The sequence below is a fragment of the Virgisporangium aurantiacum genome, assembly GCF_016863635.1.
Classification (GTDB): Bacteria; Actinomycetota; Actinomycetes; order Mycobacteriales; family Micromonosporaceae; genus Virgisporangium; species Virgisporangium aurantiacum.
Genome location: NZ_BOPG01000051.1, coordinates 67,482 through 82,295 on the forward strand (window position 1 = coordinate 67,482; position 14,814 = coordinate 82,295).

General features: G+C 70.5%; 13 protein-coding genes. 4 read left to right on the forward strand and 9 right to left on the reverse strand.

Annotated elements, in window-relative coordinates; all coding sequences use genetic code 11:
• Positions 1 to 186 precede the first annotated feature (186 nt).
• Positions 187 to 822, forward strand: coding sequence for a helix-turn-helix transcriptional regulator (locus tag Vau01_RS39090; RefSeq protein WP_204004438.1), 636 nt, complete (start codon positions 187 to 189; stop codon positions 820 to 822).
• 33 nt (positions 823 to 855) lie between these two features.
• On the opposite strand, the gene Vau01_RS39095 is transcribed toward Vau01_RS39090, so the two are convergent.
• The 7 genes from Vau01_RS39095 to Vau01_RS39125 all read right to left on the reverse strand — a co-directional run bounded on the left by Vau01_RS39095 (position 856) and on the right by Vau01_RS39125 (position 8,417).
• Positions 856 to 2,841: a hypothetical protein gene (locus Vau01_RS39095; protein ID WP_204004441.1), complete on the reverse strand. Its 1,986-nt coding sequence runs from the start codon at positions 2,839 to 2,841 to the stop codon at positions 856 to 858.
• A gap of 16 nt (positions 2,842 to 2,857) precedes the next feature.
• Positions 2,858 to 3,715 (reverse strand): carbohydrate ABC transporter permease, encoded by an 858-nt coding sequence (locus Vau01_RS39100; protein ID WP_204004444.1) that lies wholly within the window; start codon positions 3,713 to 3,715, stop codon positions 2,858 to 2,860.
• 5 nt (positions 3,716 to 3,720) lie between these two features.
• Complete coding sequence (locus tag Vau01_RS39105; RefSeq protein WP_204004447.1) at positions 3,721 to 4,629, reverse strand: carbohydrate ABC transporter permease; 909 nt, start codon at positions 4,627 to 4,629, stop codon at positions 3,721 to 3,723.
• 1 nt (position 4,630) lies between these two features.
• Entirely contained in the window at positions 4,631 to 5,917 is a 1,287-nt protein-coding gene (locus tag Vau01_RS39110) for an extracellular solute-binding protein (RefSeq protein WP_204004450.1), read from the reverse strand.
• A gap of 288 nt (positions 5,918 to 6,205) precedes the next feature.
• Entirely contained in the window at positions 6,206 to 7,018 is an 813-nt protein-coding gene (locus Vau01_RS39115; protein WP_204004453.1) for a hypothetical protein, read from the reverse strand.
• 21 nt (positions 7,019 to 7,039) lie between these two features.
• Positions 7,040 to 7,741, reverse strand: coding sequence for a hypothetical protein (locus Vau01_RS39120; protein WP_204004456.1), 702 nt, complete (start codon positions 7,739 to 7,741; stop codon positions 7,040 to 7,042).
• Positions 7,742 to 7,778: 37 nt separating this feature from the next.
• Positions 7,779 to 8,417, reverse strand: a complete 639-nt coding sequence (locus tag Vau01_RS39125; RefSeq protein ID WP_204004460.1) for a phosphatase PAP2 family protein — start codon at positions 8,415 to 8,417, stop codon at positions 7,779 to 7,781.
• Positions 8,418 to 8,594: 177 nt separating this feature from the next.
• Between Vau01_RS39125 and Vau01_RS39130 the strand changes: the two genes are divergently transcribed.
• On the forward strand, positions 8,595 to 9,476 hold the full coding sequence (locus tag Vau01_RS39130; protein ID WP_204004463.1) for a hypothetical protein: 882 nt from the start codon (positions 8,595 to 8,597) through the stop codon (positions 9,474 to 9,476).
• Between the two features lie 34 nt (positions 9,477 to 9,510).
• Complete coding sequence (locus tag Vau01_RS39135; RefSeq protein ID WP_204004466.1) at positions 9,511 to 10,062, forward strand: hypothetical protein; 552 nt, start codon at positions 9,511 to 9,513, stop codon at positions 10,060 to 10,062.
• Between the two features lie 17 nt (positions 10,063 to 10,079).
• Here Vau01_RS39135 and Vau01_RS39140 read toward each other — a convergent pair whose 3' ends face one another.
• Both Vau01_RS39140 and Vau01_RS39145 read right to left on the reverse strand, forming a co-directional pair.
• A complete protein-coding gene (locus Vau01_RS39140; protein ID WP_204004469.1) occupies positions 10,080 to 10,730 on the reverse strand; it encodes a response regulator transcription factor in 651 nt (216 codons plus the stop codon).
• Complete coding sequence (locus Vau01_RS39145) at positions 10,727 to 11,851, reverse strand: sensor histidine kinase (RefSeq protein WP_204004471.1); 1,125 nt, start codon at positions 11,849 to 11,851, stop codon at positions 10,727 to 10,729. The genes Vau01_RS39140 and Vau01_RS39145 overlap by 4 nt, the downstream gene beginning before the upstream one ends.
• A 202-nt stretch (positions 11,852 to 12,053) precedes the next feature.
• Between Vau01_RS39145 and Vau01_RS39150 the strand changes: the two genes are divergently transcribed.
• Positions 12,054 to 14,276: an MMPL family transporter gene (locus Vau01_RS39150; RefSeq protein WP_204004473.1), complete on the forward strand. Its 2,223-nt coding sequence runs from the start codon at positions 12,054 to 12,056 to the stop codon at positions 14,274 to 14,276.
• Positions 14,277 to 14,814 lie beyond the last annotated feature (538 nt).

A 14,814-nucleotide genomic window follows, 5' to 3' on the forward strand; every position in this document is an offset into this window, starting at 1 on the left:
GACCGGCGCACCCTGATTTCGCCAACCCTGCGGTATACGTGCAACGCGGTCAGGGTCTGCGGCGACCACCCCGGGCGACGCTCCGGTCCAGTCACAGGCCAGTGCCGGACCAGTCGGCCGCGCGATCCTGCCGGGTGGAGACGCCCGGTGCGTCGCCCGAAGCGACGCTGCCGTGGAAGGATCCCAGTGAGCGGAAGATACGGCGTAACTACGTGGGCGGCCGGCAGGCTCCTCGCGGTCGAGCTGGAGCAGATGACCCGGCGGGAGCTCACGGTGCTGACGCCGACGCCGGGCAGGCTGGCCCGAGTCGTGGCGTTGGACGTCTTCGGCCGGCTCGCTCCGAGGCTCGCCGTGCGCATCCTCTACGACTCGACCGACGACTCGTCGCCGGCCGGATTTGTCGACCTGGTCGGCGGTGCGGCGCTGGAGACATCCGTGCCCCTGCCCTACCTCGTCGTCGTCCGTGACCGGACCGTGGTCTACCTGCCCCGTCGAGATCCGGATCATCGGGCTGCCGACCGGCTCACCCGGATAGACGACCCGGTCATCGCCCAAGCCTTCTGCGCCGCTGCCGACGTACTCTGGGCCGCGACCGTCGAACGGACCCACATCGGGTCCGTTCGACGATCTCCGCGGCTCGACGGCGAGCACCACAACGTGGTACGTGCCCTCGGAGAGGGCCTCACCGACGAGCGGGCCGCGGCCAGGCTCCACATGAGCCCGCGAACCTTGGCCCGTCGAGTGGCGGCGGTGATGGTGGAGCTCGACGCCACCAGCCGGTTCCAGGCCGGTGTGCGGGCAGCCCACCGTGGATGGGTCTGAGCCGTGGGCGAACGAGTAGTTCCGGCGGACAGGTCATCGACGGACGATCGTGAACCCGCCGGGCGCCACGACGAGGGCGACGCCGGATCCGCCGGCGGTGTGTCTCGTGACCAGTCGTCCGGTGTGGTCGTACCCGCTGACCAGCGCCGGCCCGCCGCCCGGCACCGCAACGGTCACCCGCCGCACGGACTCCGCGAAGCTGCGGACCATGACGGTGGCGTGCCGGGACGACGGCTGACCCAGGGCGAGCCATTCGAGTTCCGGCTGGACCAGCACCGCGTCCACAATGGACGTTCGATCGAGACCGGTGACCGTGAGCGGGCCGGATCCCGTGGAACGGGACAGCGTACGCACGGTCAGCAGGCCCGGCGCGGGCGAGTCGCCCTGCTCCCCCACGTCACCGTGCCGGACCACACCGCCGGTGCTCCACCGGGTGGTGCCGGCGCCCGGCTCCAGTTCCACCACGGGCAGTACCAGGCCGGCCCCGGACAGGGTCAACGACAGCGATCCGCCCGTGCCCAGCCGAACTCCCGCTCCCCCGCTCCAGAGGCTCTCCCCGGTCCACGCCTCGGCCGGCCGGTAGACGGTCGCGTCGCCGGCGAGCGTGCCCGACTCCGCCTCCACCATCGACCAGGTCCGTCGCTCCCGGACGGTCGCGGTCCGCGCGATCGTCGCCGCTGCGGGTGCCGCGTCGAGGGCGAGCATCGCCAGCAGGCCGTGGATGGTCGACTCGGCGCCGGAGTTGCGGTTGACCACACCCGCCCCGTCGACGCCGTCGAAGGTCCGGCCGGACGCCGGGTCGTACATCGCCGTCCCCGCCGGGTTGTTGCCGAAGAACCACGCCGCCGCGATCCCGGCGACCGCGACCAGCCCGGGCCGGTCGGCCGCCGTCGCGGTGCTCAGCAGTGACTCGACCCGGGACTGGGCACCGTAGGCGATCTGGACGCGGTCGGCCGGCGTGGGCAACCAGCCGTTCTCCGGCCCGGCCGCGATCAGCAGGTGCGGCGTGAACGAGGCGGTGTCGGCCAGCGCCGCGTTCCGGAAGGTCTCCACACCGGTCGTCGTCGACGCGCGGGCGAGGCCGGCCGGCGCCAGTCCGCCCCAGGCGTGCCACACCGAACGGGACAACGCCCACGGCAGGATCGCACCGAACGGCCACGTCCGGGCGGTGCCCGCCCGCATCGCCGCGACGCCCTCGGCGAGCCGGCCGAGGACGGCGCGGGCGTGCGGATCCCCGCTCGCCTCGACGTAGGCGGCGAGCCCGATCAGCGCCTCGCCGGTGGCGTCGGCGCCCTGCGCGATCAGCCACGCCGGTGCCGGCGTCCCGTCGATCCGCAACCACTGCCCGTAGCGCGCCAGCGGTTGGCGTTCCACGGCATGCACCGCGAGGTTCAGACGGTCCCGAAGGAACGCGGCGAAGCGGGGATCGGCCTGCCGGAACGCGGCGTAGCCCTCGCCGAGCGCCCACAGTGTCCGGGCGAGCCAGTACGAGTCGGCGCTGTCGGACGGGTCGGGGCTCTCGGGTGGGTCGGCGCTGCGGTTGAGGGTGCCGTCGGGCTGCATCCACAGCACGACGTTGCCCGCGTCCGGCCCGTCGGCGGTCTGCAGGTAGGTCAGCCCGCGCAGCAACTGGTACGCCGCGTCGCGACTGGTGGCCCGCCCGGTCGCGCGCCAGTGTCGCAGGTACACCACGGCGGCGCGGGACACGTCGTCGGCATTGAACGCCCCCTGACCGTACGTGTCGGACGCCGGGTCGTACCGGCCGCCGCCGATCCGTCGGTAGCTGCCGTCGGGGTCGCGGTCGGCGTAGGTCCAGAGCACCCCGACGGTGGGTTCGCGGTCCAGGCGGTAGGTGGTGTGCCGGGCCTGACCGGGTGGAGTCACCGTGTCGCGGAGCCAGTCGAGGTGCGCGAGGTTGGTCAACCGACCCGCCGGGTCCGCCGCGGTCGGTGCCGCGGCGGAAGCCTGTTGGGGGACGGTGAGAGCGGCGATCAGGAGCAGAACAGCGACGGGACGCACGGGGTCCTCCGGTGGTTTAGCCCTTCACTCCGGAGCCGAGTTCAGCAGCGGTGAAGCGGCTTTGGAACAAGGCGAACAGCACCACGGGGGGTGCGGCGAGCACGCAGGCACCGGCGAGGATGCCGCCGTAGGGGTTGGCCTCGCGGCCGGCGAGGTTGCTCATGTAGTTGGCCAGTGCGACAGCCAGCGGCTGCATGTCCTGCTGTTTGGTGATGAGGAACGGCCACAGGAACTCGTTCCACGGCCCGATGAACGTGAGCAGCACGACGGTGAGCAGCGCCGGTCTCACCAACGGGGTCGCCACGAACCGCAGCACCGACAGTTCGCTGGCGCCGTCGATGCGCGCGGCGTCGAACAACTCGCGTGGCACCGTCCGGAAGAACTGACGGAACACGAACACCGCCACCGGGCTGATGGCGAACGGCAGGATCATGCCCAGGTACGAGTCCGACAGGCCGTAGGACCGCACGATCAGGATGTACAGCGGGATCATCAGCAGTTGGAACGGCACGATCTGGACCAGCAGCACGATCGCGAACACGCTGTCGCGGCCCCGCCAGTCCAGCACCGCCAACGCATAGCCGGCGAGCAGGCCGAACACCACGGTGCAGAGCACGACGCCGCCGGCGAAGATGACGGAGTTGAGCAGCGTGGTGCCCAGCGAGATCGCGGCGTTGATGCCGCTGTAGTTCGCCGTCGTCAGGTTGCCGGGGTCGGGTGCGGCGCCGCCGAGGTCCGATCGTGGTTCGGCCTGCAAGGACCCGACAAGCATGTAGTAGAAGGGAAACAGGAACACGACCGCGCCGATCGTGAGAACCGCGAGCCGGGCCGCGCGACCGGCCCACCACGGCCGTCGCCCACGTGTGATCGCCACCGTTGTCACTCCCGCTCGATCAGACGTCGGTTGATCATCGATATGCCCAGCACCAGCACCATGAGCAGCACGCCGAGGGCGGCGGCGAAGTCGGGCTCACCCTGCTGGATGCCCCGCTGGTAGATGATCAGCACGGGCGACGCCGACGCGCCGTCGGGTCCACCGCCGCCGGTCAGCAGGTACGGCTCGGTGAACAGGTTGGCGCCGGTCACGGTCGCCAGAATCACGACGAGGGTGGTCGCGGGCCGCACGCCGGGAACGGTCACGTTCCAGAAGGTCCGCAGTCGGCCGGCGCCGTCGACACCGGCGGTCTCGTACAGTTCCCGGGGGACGCTCTGCAGCGCGGCCAGGTACAGCAGCACGAAGAACCCCAGTTGCTTCCAGGTCACGAACAACGCGACCAGCGGCATGGCCAGGTGGCGGTTCACCAGCCACGACGGCTCCGGGGCCAACGGGCCGAGCAGCGCGTTGACGAGACCGTTCGAGCTGAACAGCCACAGCCACACGCCCACGACCGCCACACTCGCGGTGACGTACGGGAGGAAGAACGCCGTGCGGAACAGCGTCCGGAACGGGATCGCGGCGTTGAGCGCGGTCGCCAACACCAGCGACAGCAGCGTCGTCAGCGGCACGTTGATGACGAGGAAGATGCCGATGTTGACGAACGCGCGCCGGGTGGCCGGATCGGTCAGCACCGCCCGGTAGTTGTCGAGCCCGACGAACGGACGGTCGACCGGTACCCCCGGCGCCGTGAAGAAGTAGTCGTGGAAAGAGATCCACACGGCCAGGCCGAGCGGATAGGCGACGACCAGGGCGAGGAAGACGAGGTACGGGGCGGTGAAAAGTGCACCCACCGGTTGGCGCCCCACGAACCGCCGGATCCGCGACCGGCCGGGCGCCGCGTCGACGGTCACCTCACTTACCGCCGGCCAGCTTCGCGATCTCGGTGGACGCCTTCGCCAACGCGGCCGCGGGATCCTCCCGTCCGAAGATGACGCTGGCGCTGTACGCGTCCCGGAACGTCTGCCAGATCTTGACACTGTTCGGCACGTTCGGGACCTCGACCGTCCGCGCGGCCTGGTCGGCGAAAGCGCGATAGGTCGGGTTGGCGGTGAAGAAGTCCGGGTAGGCGGCGGGCAGGTTCGTCCGCAGCGGCATCTGGCCGCTCGCCTGCAGCAGTTTGCCGTCCTGCTCGGTACTGGTGGCGAACTTCATCAGGTCCCAGGCGGTTCCCCGGTTCGCGCAACTGCTGTACATCGCGACGTTCTTGGCGTCGCTGAAGGTCCAGATCTGATCGGCGAGCTTTCCGGCCGACGTCGGCACCGGCACCGAACCCCACTCCACCTTGTCCTTGTACACCGCGATCGCCCACGGACCGACGATCGCCATGGCCGCCTTGCCCTCGGCGAACGCGTCGCCGGTGTACTTCTCCCGTGGCGCGAGCGCTTCGTCGTACATCGTGCGCCAGAGCCCGGCGACGGCCCGACCTTCGGCGGAGTCGAACGTGGGCTTGCCGTCGACGACAAGCTGCCGGCCGCCGGTCTCCGCCGCGAACATCGGGTAGAAGTCGAACCAGGGCTGGAAGAACTCGTTCGACGGTGCGGGCCAGATCGCCGCCTGGGCCGCCTTCGTGGCCACCAGTTTCCGAGACGCGTCGAGGAATCCGGCGTACGAGTTCAGCGAGGAGCCGTCGGGGTTGAGGCCGGCCTGCTGGAACAGCTTCTTGTTGAAGAAGATGCGAACGGGATTGGACTTCCACGGCAGTTGACGGAACTTGCCGTCCGGGGAGGCGTACTGCTCGGCGACATCACCGCTGCGGGCGCGGACGTAGGACACGCCGTCCGGGAAGTCGTCGAGCGGCACCAGGCCGCCCATCTTCTCGAACTCCGGCACGGCCGCCGGGGCGGTGTTGAAGATGAGGCAGGGCGCGTTGCCCCCGGTGATCGCCGCGGTGATCACCTCCTCGGAGGTGCGGCCCGCGGGGATCTGTTCGGCGGTCACCTTTTCGTCGGCATGGGCGGCGTTCCACGCCGCGACCATCGCCTCGCCCCAGGCGACCTCCTCCTTGTTGTTGGAGAGCCAGATCTTGATGGCACCGCGGGCCTGGTTGGCCTTGCTGGTGTCGGCGTCGCCACCGCCGCAGGCGATCAGTGAACCGGTCAGCAGGACAGCAGCGGCTACGGACAGGGGGTAACGCCTCATTGCGTGTTCCTCACCTCGACGCTCCACAATGGACACCGCGCCGATCGTCGTCAGATAAACAGTCGGTGGACGCGGTTCATCGCGAATGGAGCGGGGATCACGAGAGGAGGCCCACCCTGATACATGACCTCCTGGTGGCCGACCGGTCCGTGATCGACGGACCTGCCACCGGGGTCCTGGGCGACGGAATCATGCTACCCCGATTCGTCTCCGCCGAACCGGCCAGCGCCACCGTAGATCAGATCGCCAGGCGCCGACCTTCGCCACCTCTGGGTGCGTATCGGGCGTTCACCCGTTCGACGTCAGGTCCCATCCCCACAGCACGCCGTGGCCCCTGCCGGCGGCGAGCTGAGCGACGGCGCGGATCGTGGCCAGCCGCCACGGGTGGTTGCCCCCGTCAGAACAGGGTGCGCTGCCGTCGACGCGGGCGGCTTCGATCGCCTCGAAGGTGGCCGCATCGTGAACCGGTCGGTATTTGGCCAAACCTTCAGCCAGCAACCAGGATTCGTCAGGGTCGAGCCAGCCGCGGATACCGACCCAGTTGTGATCGTAATCCTGTACCCACGCGACAGCCCGCTCCTCCAGCCACTCCCGCAATGGCACGACATCCGGGTCGTAGTACAACGACTGATACCGATCACCATCAACGCACGCGTCGAACACGGTGTGGCCGGTCAGCTTCACGCTATCGCCGAGGCAGGTCGCCTCCACCGCCACCTGCAACAAATATTGCAGATCGCGCCATTCCAGCCAGTCCCGGACAGCCTCGTGCTCGATGGGCCAATCCGCCTGCCGGGACGCCGAACGGTCGATCGGCGAACGTCGGCGCTTCGGGCGTCGTGTCGGTGCCGGGATCAGCTCACGGGGCAGATCGCCGGTCAGGTCCGGGCTGGCCATCAGCTCTGCAGTGACCTCACGGAGGTGCCGCGTGAACCGAGGCACCAGCGACGGCTGGCGCCGTGTGGACCGCCATGCCGTCTCGAGCCACGGCTCGACGTCGTCGTCGGCGTGCAGCCGTCGGAATGCAGGCACGACCCGCTCGTGGAACCGCCGGTAGTCGAACAGGTAGAGGCCAGCGTCTATGAGGTCGTACTCGTCCACGCTTCCGTTTCCTCGCGCGTGTTAGATCACGGACTCCCGGGCGAGGCTCGACCGAAGCACGTTGCCCTGCGCGGCGAAGCGTCGCGCCAGCTCGGCCCGTGCGGCGGCGGAGCCACGCTCGTCCTCGACGCAGAAGTCCGCTTCCTGCCGGGTCAGCAGCTTGACGTTCAGGAATCGGATCGGAGACAACGGACCCGGCACCACGTCGGCGATCTCGGGGTCGGTCAGGCCGAGCATGGCGACGCTCATACCGCCGTCGTCGACCCAGCGCTCGCGCTCGGCGCCGAGGATGTCGGTCAGACCGATCGTCATGATCCGGTACCGCGTCAGGGCATCGATCAACGGCCAGCCCTCCGCGGCGAGCGTGTTGGACACGGTTCGGACCATGGCGCCGAGCCACGACACGCCGACGCGCATCACGTCCACGCTGTCGCCGATGTCGTCACCCGTGATCGCGTACGCCTCGACGCCGAGCCCGTTGGTCGGATCCGCGTCTGACCACTCGGCCGGGTCGGCGAGGCCGTCGCTCGCCACCAGCACCGCGCCGTCTCTGCGTACCACCAGGTGCGCCTGGCGAAGGCCCGGCCAGCGGGTGCCGCCCATGAACGCGGGATTGACGATCGGCGCGACGACGTGCGTACCGACGGTGCCCCACGCCGACCACACGTCGTAGCGAGCCCGGTGGCTGGCGTCGTTGTGACGGTCCAGGAGATCGTCGGCCATGCAGTTGACCTTAGCGGGAGGCCGGATCGTGAGCGGCCTAGCCGGCCGACCGTACCGGGACCTGCGTGGCCGGGCCGAGGCGCAGCACCGCGGCCGCGAGCAGTCCGATCCCGAGCGCCCCCGCAACCGCGCCGGCGGCATCGAGCAGCCAATGCTCGGCGAGCACGATCCGGCTTCCGGCGACGAGCGTCACCGCGGTGAGCGCCCCGCCGAGAGCGACCCGGTGCCAGCCCTGGCCCAGTTCGCGGTAGAGCAGCACGGCCGCGAACGCGATCGCGGTAACGACCGCGACGTGCCCGCTCGGGTACGTCCCCGCCTGTGGTTGCTGCGGCGGCCCTGGCCGCAGGAACAGACCCTGCAACAGCAGGACGGACGCCGCCAGCGGCACCGTGACCAGAACCCGGGCGACGTAACCCGCGCCGCGGCCGGCGCGTCGCCGGACGACCGCGGCGGCAACGGCCCCGGCCGTGAGGGCGCCCAGGCACAACAGCGTCCCCACACCGCCGATCGCTGTGGCCACGGCCGCCAGCCGGCTGCCGGGTGCGGCAAACGCGTGGTCGACCAGCCACGCGTCGGCAGGCGGGATGACGTCGTGCACGAGCACACCGGCAAGCACCGTGGCCGCAAGCATGCCGGCGCCGAGGCCAGCAGACCTGATCCGTCGGATGTTGTCCACCGGGCGAGTGTGGCCGCGAGCCTCCCCGAATCACATCCGTGGGATTCCCCGAGGCATCCCTGACGTCCCGGATGGGCGTGATGCCCAAGCTGGTCCGCGTGGCCGGCCCCAAGCGATGTCCGTTCGGGCAGTTTCTGATCCCCCGGCCGCACCAACCCAGCCGATACGATCTCGCGAATGTCGATGAGGCTGCCACGTCGCCCTGCCCGCGCCGCCGCCGTCGCGTTCGCCGCGCTCGTGACCCTCACATTGACGGTGGTCACCGTCCGGGCCGAAGCCGCGGCCGCTCCGCGCGGCGACCTCGACCTCACCGCCGGACCCTTCGAGCACATGTACGCCTACGGCAGCAGCGTGACGGTGAGCCACACGTTCTTCACCCGCAACGACGGCCCGGACGACATGCCGGCCTTCCGGGTCACGGTCGCCGCGACCGGCGCGGGCCAGATCAACATCCTCGACGCCGGAGCCAGCGGGGGCACGGTCTGCCGAGCCGAGGACACCTGTGAGATGACCATCTCGGCCGCCATACCCGAGGACACCGGTCGCCAGTTCGAGGTGCGGTTGTCGGCCCCGCCCGGCACGGCGTACTCGGTGACGGTCGGGGCCGGCCCGGGCGCGACCGACCCACGCACCAGGGACAACACCGTGACGGGCACCCAGCCGTGGCCGTCGACGGACCTGGCGCTGGCGGTGGACTCGAACGAGGTGATCTGGCGCAACGGCAACAATGTCGGCGTGGAGTACCGGTTCACCCTGACCAATAACGGCCCGCAGCAGCTGACCGAGCTGGACATCGACGTGGAGACCGACGCCGCCACCGAGATCAGGATCGAAGGCCCCGACGACCAGCCCAACCATGTGTGCCGGGCCGTGACCGCCTGCAACATCCGGTACACCGATGCGGTCTACACGCCGGGCACCACCCTGCCACTGACGATCACGGTCTTCGGCCCGGCCCGCACCGACGGCGAGGTCAAGGTCGCCGCGCCCTGGAGCGTCGACCCGACGCCCCAACCACGCGTCGTCTTCCGCCTACCGGATCCCCGCGGACGCATCTGAGCCGCGACACCACAACCGATCGGAGCCGACGTCCATGGAAGAGCCGGGTAGCGCGGGACCGCGTCAGGAACTGCTGCCCGATCCGGGCGACGGCATGCCGGGTGTCCGGCTGTGGGTCGACATCGGCCGGATCGCGCCGCGGGCGGCGGCCGCCGTCTGGTGGAACGTGCATGCGCAGAACGACGAGTTGTTCCCCGGCGCCACCTTCCGGTTCCGCTCGGGCGGTCCCGCCACCAACGGGTTCATATCCGAGGTGCGGGTCGAACTGCCCGCCGTCGGGCCGCTCACGCAGGCGGCGCGCTACACCGTGGAGCGCACCGACGACGACGGGTACCGCATCACCGTGGACGCGTTCGAGGAGAACGCGTTGTGGGTTCGCGGCGAGGGCGTGTACGAGTTCCACAGCGACGGTGGAGCCACCACGCTCCGCGTCGACAGCCGGTACCAGGCGAAGGTCCCCATCGAGGCGCTGAACGCCGCGGCGCTCGACGCCGCCCGCGCGCACCAGCGCCGTTACCTGGCCGGCCGCCAACCGACCCCCGACGAGGAGCGCAACCTCACGGCCGCGCTGGACCTCCCAGCCTGAGTTGCGGGTGGGTTCTGTCAACGTCGCGGGTGGACGATCCCCGCGTCGTAGGCGAACACGATGGCTGCCGCCCGGTCCCGTGCGCCGAGTTTGGTGAACAGCGCGCCCACGTGCGTCTTGACGGTCGTCTCGGCGAGGAACAACCGGTCGGCGATCTCCCGGTTCGAAGCGCCCCGGGCCATGAGACGCAGCACGTCGAGCTCGCGTTCGGTCAGCGACTCGACGCGGCCGTCCGGGCTGACCGACTGCCGTATCCGCCGGTACGAGTCGAGGATGGGCCCGAGCAGGGTGCCGTCGATCCAGGTGCCGCCGGACGCGACCGTGCGCACCGCCTCGATGAGGTTCTCCGGTGTGGCCGATTTCAGCTCGAACCCGGCCGCCCCGACGTCAACCGCCGACCAGAGCACCTCCTCGTCACCGAACGTGGTGAGCACGCAGACCGGCGGGCCGTCGGCGGCGCGCAGCCGGCGGGTCGCCTCCACGCCGTCGACGCCGGGCATCCGCACGTCCATGCACACGATGTCGGGCGTGCATCGGGTGACCGCCGACAGCACCTCACTGCCGTCGCCGCACTCTCCCACCACCTGGATGTCCGGCTGGCTGCGCAGGATCAGCCCGAGCCCGGCCCGCACCATCGGCTGGTCGTCGACCAGCAGCACCCGGATCACGCGGCCACACCGGCGAGGCGCCGCGGCAGTTGGGCCCGGACGACCCAGTGGCCACCCTCGGGCCGCGCCTCGAACGTCCCGTCGATGGCCGCCACCCGGTGTTCCAGCCCGACCAGGCCCAGGCCCGATCCGGACGACGTCGTACCGCCACCGAGCGCGTTCTCGACACTGACGGTGACCCGGTCCCGGTCGACGCCGATGCGAACCGTCGCCGCCGGTGACCCGGCGTGCTTGGCCGCGTTGGTCAGCGCCTCCCGCAGCACGTCGTACACGACGATGCGCGGTGCGGCCGCGACACCGTCCAATTCTCCTGTGACCTCGAGATGGACGCGCATACCGGCAGCGCGGTACAGGGCCACCAGCCGATCGAGTTCGCCCGGCCCGAACCGGATGGGCGGGTGTGTGCCCTGGTGCATGAGCATCAGGGCCTGGCGCAGCTCGTCCATGCCGGTACGGCCGACCGCCTCGGCCCGGCGCAGCGCATCCGCGGCGTCGGCGGGCGCGGTGTCGGCGGGCCCGGTGTCGAGGATCATCCGGGCGCCGGACAGGTGGAGCAGCACGACGCTGAAGCTGTGCCCCACCAGGTCGTGCAGGTCGCGCGCGATGCGCTGCCGGTCGGCGGCGACGGCCGACTCGGCCAGCCTGGTGCGGGTGCGTTCCAGCTCGGCGATCAGAGCCCACTGCTGGCCGACCACGTGGCCGAACCCCCAGCCGATCAGCATCCCGCCGGCCCAGAGCCAGGCGCCGATCCCGCGGTTCCAGTTGTGCGTCCCGAACACCCAGATGACGAACGGCGAGATCAGGCACGCGGCCATCACCACGGTGTCGAGCCGGCTGCGCCGGCCGGCCGCGACCACCGCCAACGCGACGGTCACCACCAGGTACGCGCTCTGGTGGACGACCGCGAGGTCGCCGATGAACGTCGGCACACCCACCCACAGCATCAGCAGCCAGCCCGGCATCGAGCGCCAGAACACCCGCACGATCATCGCCGGGAGTATCAGCACACCGAGGATCCAGCCCCAGTCGGCGGTGTAGGCGAGGTTGAGCACGCCCGCACCGGTGCCGAGAACGGCCGCCGCGACGACGAACTCGCCACGGTCACGCAGCGGTGAGGACATGGCAGGAATATAGGTCAGCGGCGGCCACGGAGGTTCAGACCACGGTGCCGCCGCGCCTCCTCCCACAGGAGGAGAGACCCCTCGCGACCGGCCCGGGGGCGGACCCGATCGGGCACTCCGGTCCGAGGACATCGGTACCCGTCAACTCATAACTTTCTCCGCATCGCCCGGACCGACCGGGCGCACCCGGAGGGATCCCGTCATGTTCGCCGCACTCGGAAGGCTGGTCGTCCGACGCACCAAACTGGTGCTGTTCGGCTCACTCGTGGTGTTCATCGTCGCCGCGGTTCTCGGCGGCGGGGTCTTCGCCAGCCTGTCCACCGGTGGCTTCGACGATCCGGGCTCCGACTCGGCCCGGGCGACCGAACTCCTCGAAGACGAGTTCGGCGCCGGCTCGCCGAACCTGATACTGGTCGTCACGGCCGACAGCGGCGACGTCGACGCCCCGGCGGCGGCCACCGCGGGCGCGGCCGTCTCCACCGCCCTCGCCGACGTCGACGGTGTCAGCCAGGTCGTGTCGTACTGGCAACCCGATCCGCCGCCGTCCCTGCGGTCCGGGAACGGCTCCTCGGCGCTGGTGCTCGCCCGGGCCGACGGCGACGACGAGGCCGTGAACGCGACGGTCGACCAGGTCCGGAAGGAGCTTTCCGGTGACAGGGACGGGGTGACCGTCGAAGTGGGCGGCGCCGCCGCGATCGGCGAGGCGCTCGGCACGAACCTGGAGAACGACCTGACGCTCGCCGAGCTGATCGCGATCCCGCTGACCCTGCTGCTGCTCCTGTTCGTGTTCCGCGGGGTCGTCGCGGCCGTGCTCCCGATCGTCGTCGGTGCCGCCGCGGCCCTCGGTGCCTTCTTCGTGCTGTGGGTCATCACGCTGTTCACCGACGTGTCGGTGTTCTCCATCACCCTCGTCACCGCGCTGGGCCTGGGCCTGGCCATCGACTACTCGCTGCTGATCGTCTCCCGCTTCCGGGAGGAACTGGCCGCCGGCTTCACCGTCGACGAGGCCACCACCCGCACCGTGCAGTCGGCCGGCCGCACCGTCGTCTTCTCGGGGGTGACCGTGGCCGTGGCGTTGCTGGCGCTGGTCGCGTTCCCGCTGTACTTCCTGCGGTCGTTCGCCTATGCCGGTGTCGGCGTGGTGCTCGTGGCCGTGCTCGCCGCGGTGGTCACCCTGCCCGCGCTGCTCGCCGTCCTCGGTCACCGCATCGACGCGTGGCGCCTGCCCGGCATGAAGCGCGACGCACACGGCGGGTCGAGCCGCTGGGCGGCCGTGGCCGAACGCGTCATCCGCCGGCCCGGCCTGGTGACCGTCGCGGTGCTGGCGCTGCTGACGGTGCTCAGCATCCCGTTGCTCGGCGTGCAGTTCGGCAACCCCGACGCCCGGGTCCTCCCGTCCGACGACGCCGCGCGGGTCGCGACCGAGAAGATCCAGCGCGACTTCGGTTTCACCGGCGAGGCGTTCCCGGTGGTCATTTCCGGCTCTCCGGCTCCCGCCGACGTGGCGGCGTTCGTCGCCGAGGTGTCCCGCATCGACAACGTCGCCCAGGTCGTCTCCGGGCACGGCACGTGGGCCGCGGGCACGCGCGTCGCCGGACCGACCGGGCAGTCCGCCCGGTACGTCACCGACGCCGGCGAGTGGTTCGAGGTCGTTCCCTCGGTGACCCCGATGTCGCCCGAAGCGGAAAAGCTTGTGATGGGACTGCGTGCGCTCGACCCGCCGTTCGACCCGCTCGTCGGCGGCAGCGCCGCCCAGCTCGTCGACACCAAGGACGCGATCTTCTCCATCGTTCCGTGGGCCGGCCTCTGGATCGCCGTGGCGACGTTCGTCCTGCTGTTCCTGATGTTCGGCAGCTTCCTCGTCCCGTTGAAGGCGATCGCGCTGAACATCCTCAACCTGACGGCCGTGCTCGGCATCATGGTCTGGATCTTCCAGGACGGCAACCTGTCCGGCGTTCTCAACTTCACCCCCACCGGCCTCACCGACGTCGCGATGCCGTTGCTGATGTTCGTGGTCGCGTTCGGCCTCTCGATGGACTACGAGGTATTCCTCCTCGCCCGCATGAAGGAGGACTACGACCGCACCGGCGACAACCGCACCGCGATCGTCTCCGGCCTGGCCAGGACCGGCCCGATCGTCACCGCCGCCGCTCTGGTCCTGTCCATCACGTTCCTGGCGTTCGTCGTCAGCGGCATCACGTTCATGAAGATGTTCGGCCTGGGCCTGGGGATCGCGGTACTGATCGACGCCTTCATCGTGCGGGCGACACTGGTGCCGGCGCTGATGAAGCTCGCCGGTTCCGCGAACTGGTGGGCCCCGGCCTGGGCCCGCCGCCTCCACACCCGGGTAGGCGTGACCGAGTCGGTCGACCTGCCGGAACCAGGGCCATTCCCCCTCGACCGGGAGTCCACCCACGCCCGGTAGGTTTCCGCCGCATCACGGTGGAGGGTTGTCGTACGTGTCCCGCGTCGGGATACGTGCGCAACAACCGATGGCCCAACTGGCACCCAACTGCCGGTGGGCGGGTACCCAACTGACCCCAACTGACCCAACCGGTCGCGGATCCAGTTGGGGTCAGTTGGGTGCTCAATGGGCGGGCCCGATCCCCGTCTGAGTCATGACCCGGCCGGCGGTCTCCTCGTCGGGCGCGGTGACCGGTGCGGTCCTGGCCCGGTCGACCCGCGTGACCGGTACCGCAGTCGGCGGGCCTGCCGGTCACCGGACCGGTTCCGTGACCGGTCCCGGCGGTACCGGCGGCGGCCTCGGCGGTATCACGGCGGTCCTGCCGCGGTCCTGCCGCGGTACCGCCTCGGGACGGTCCGCGTGGCCACCGGTACCGGACCGCGTTTCGGCCAGACCGGCTCCTGCCCGGTCACGCCCGCACCGGTACCGGCGTCGGACCGGCGGTTGACCGATACGCCGCCGCTCCGGGCAGCTAACCCGCGGTGCCAGTTGGGTCCGG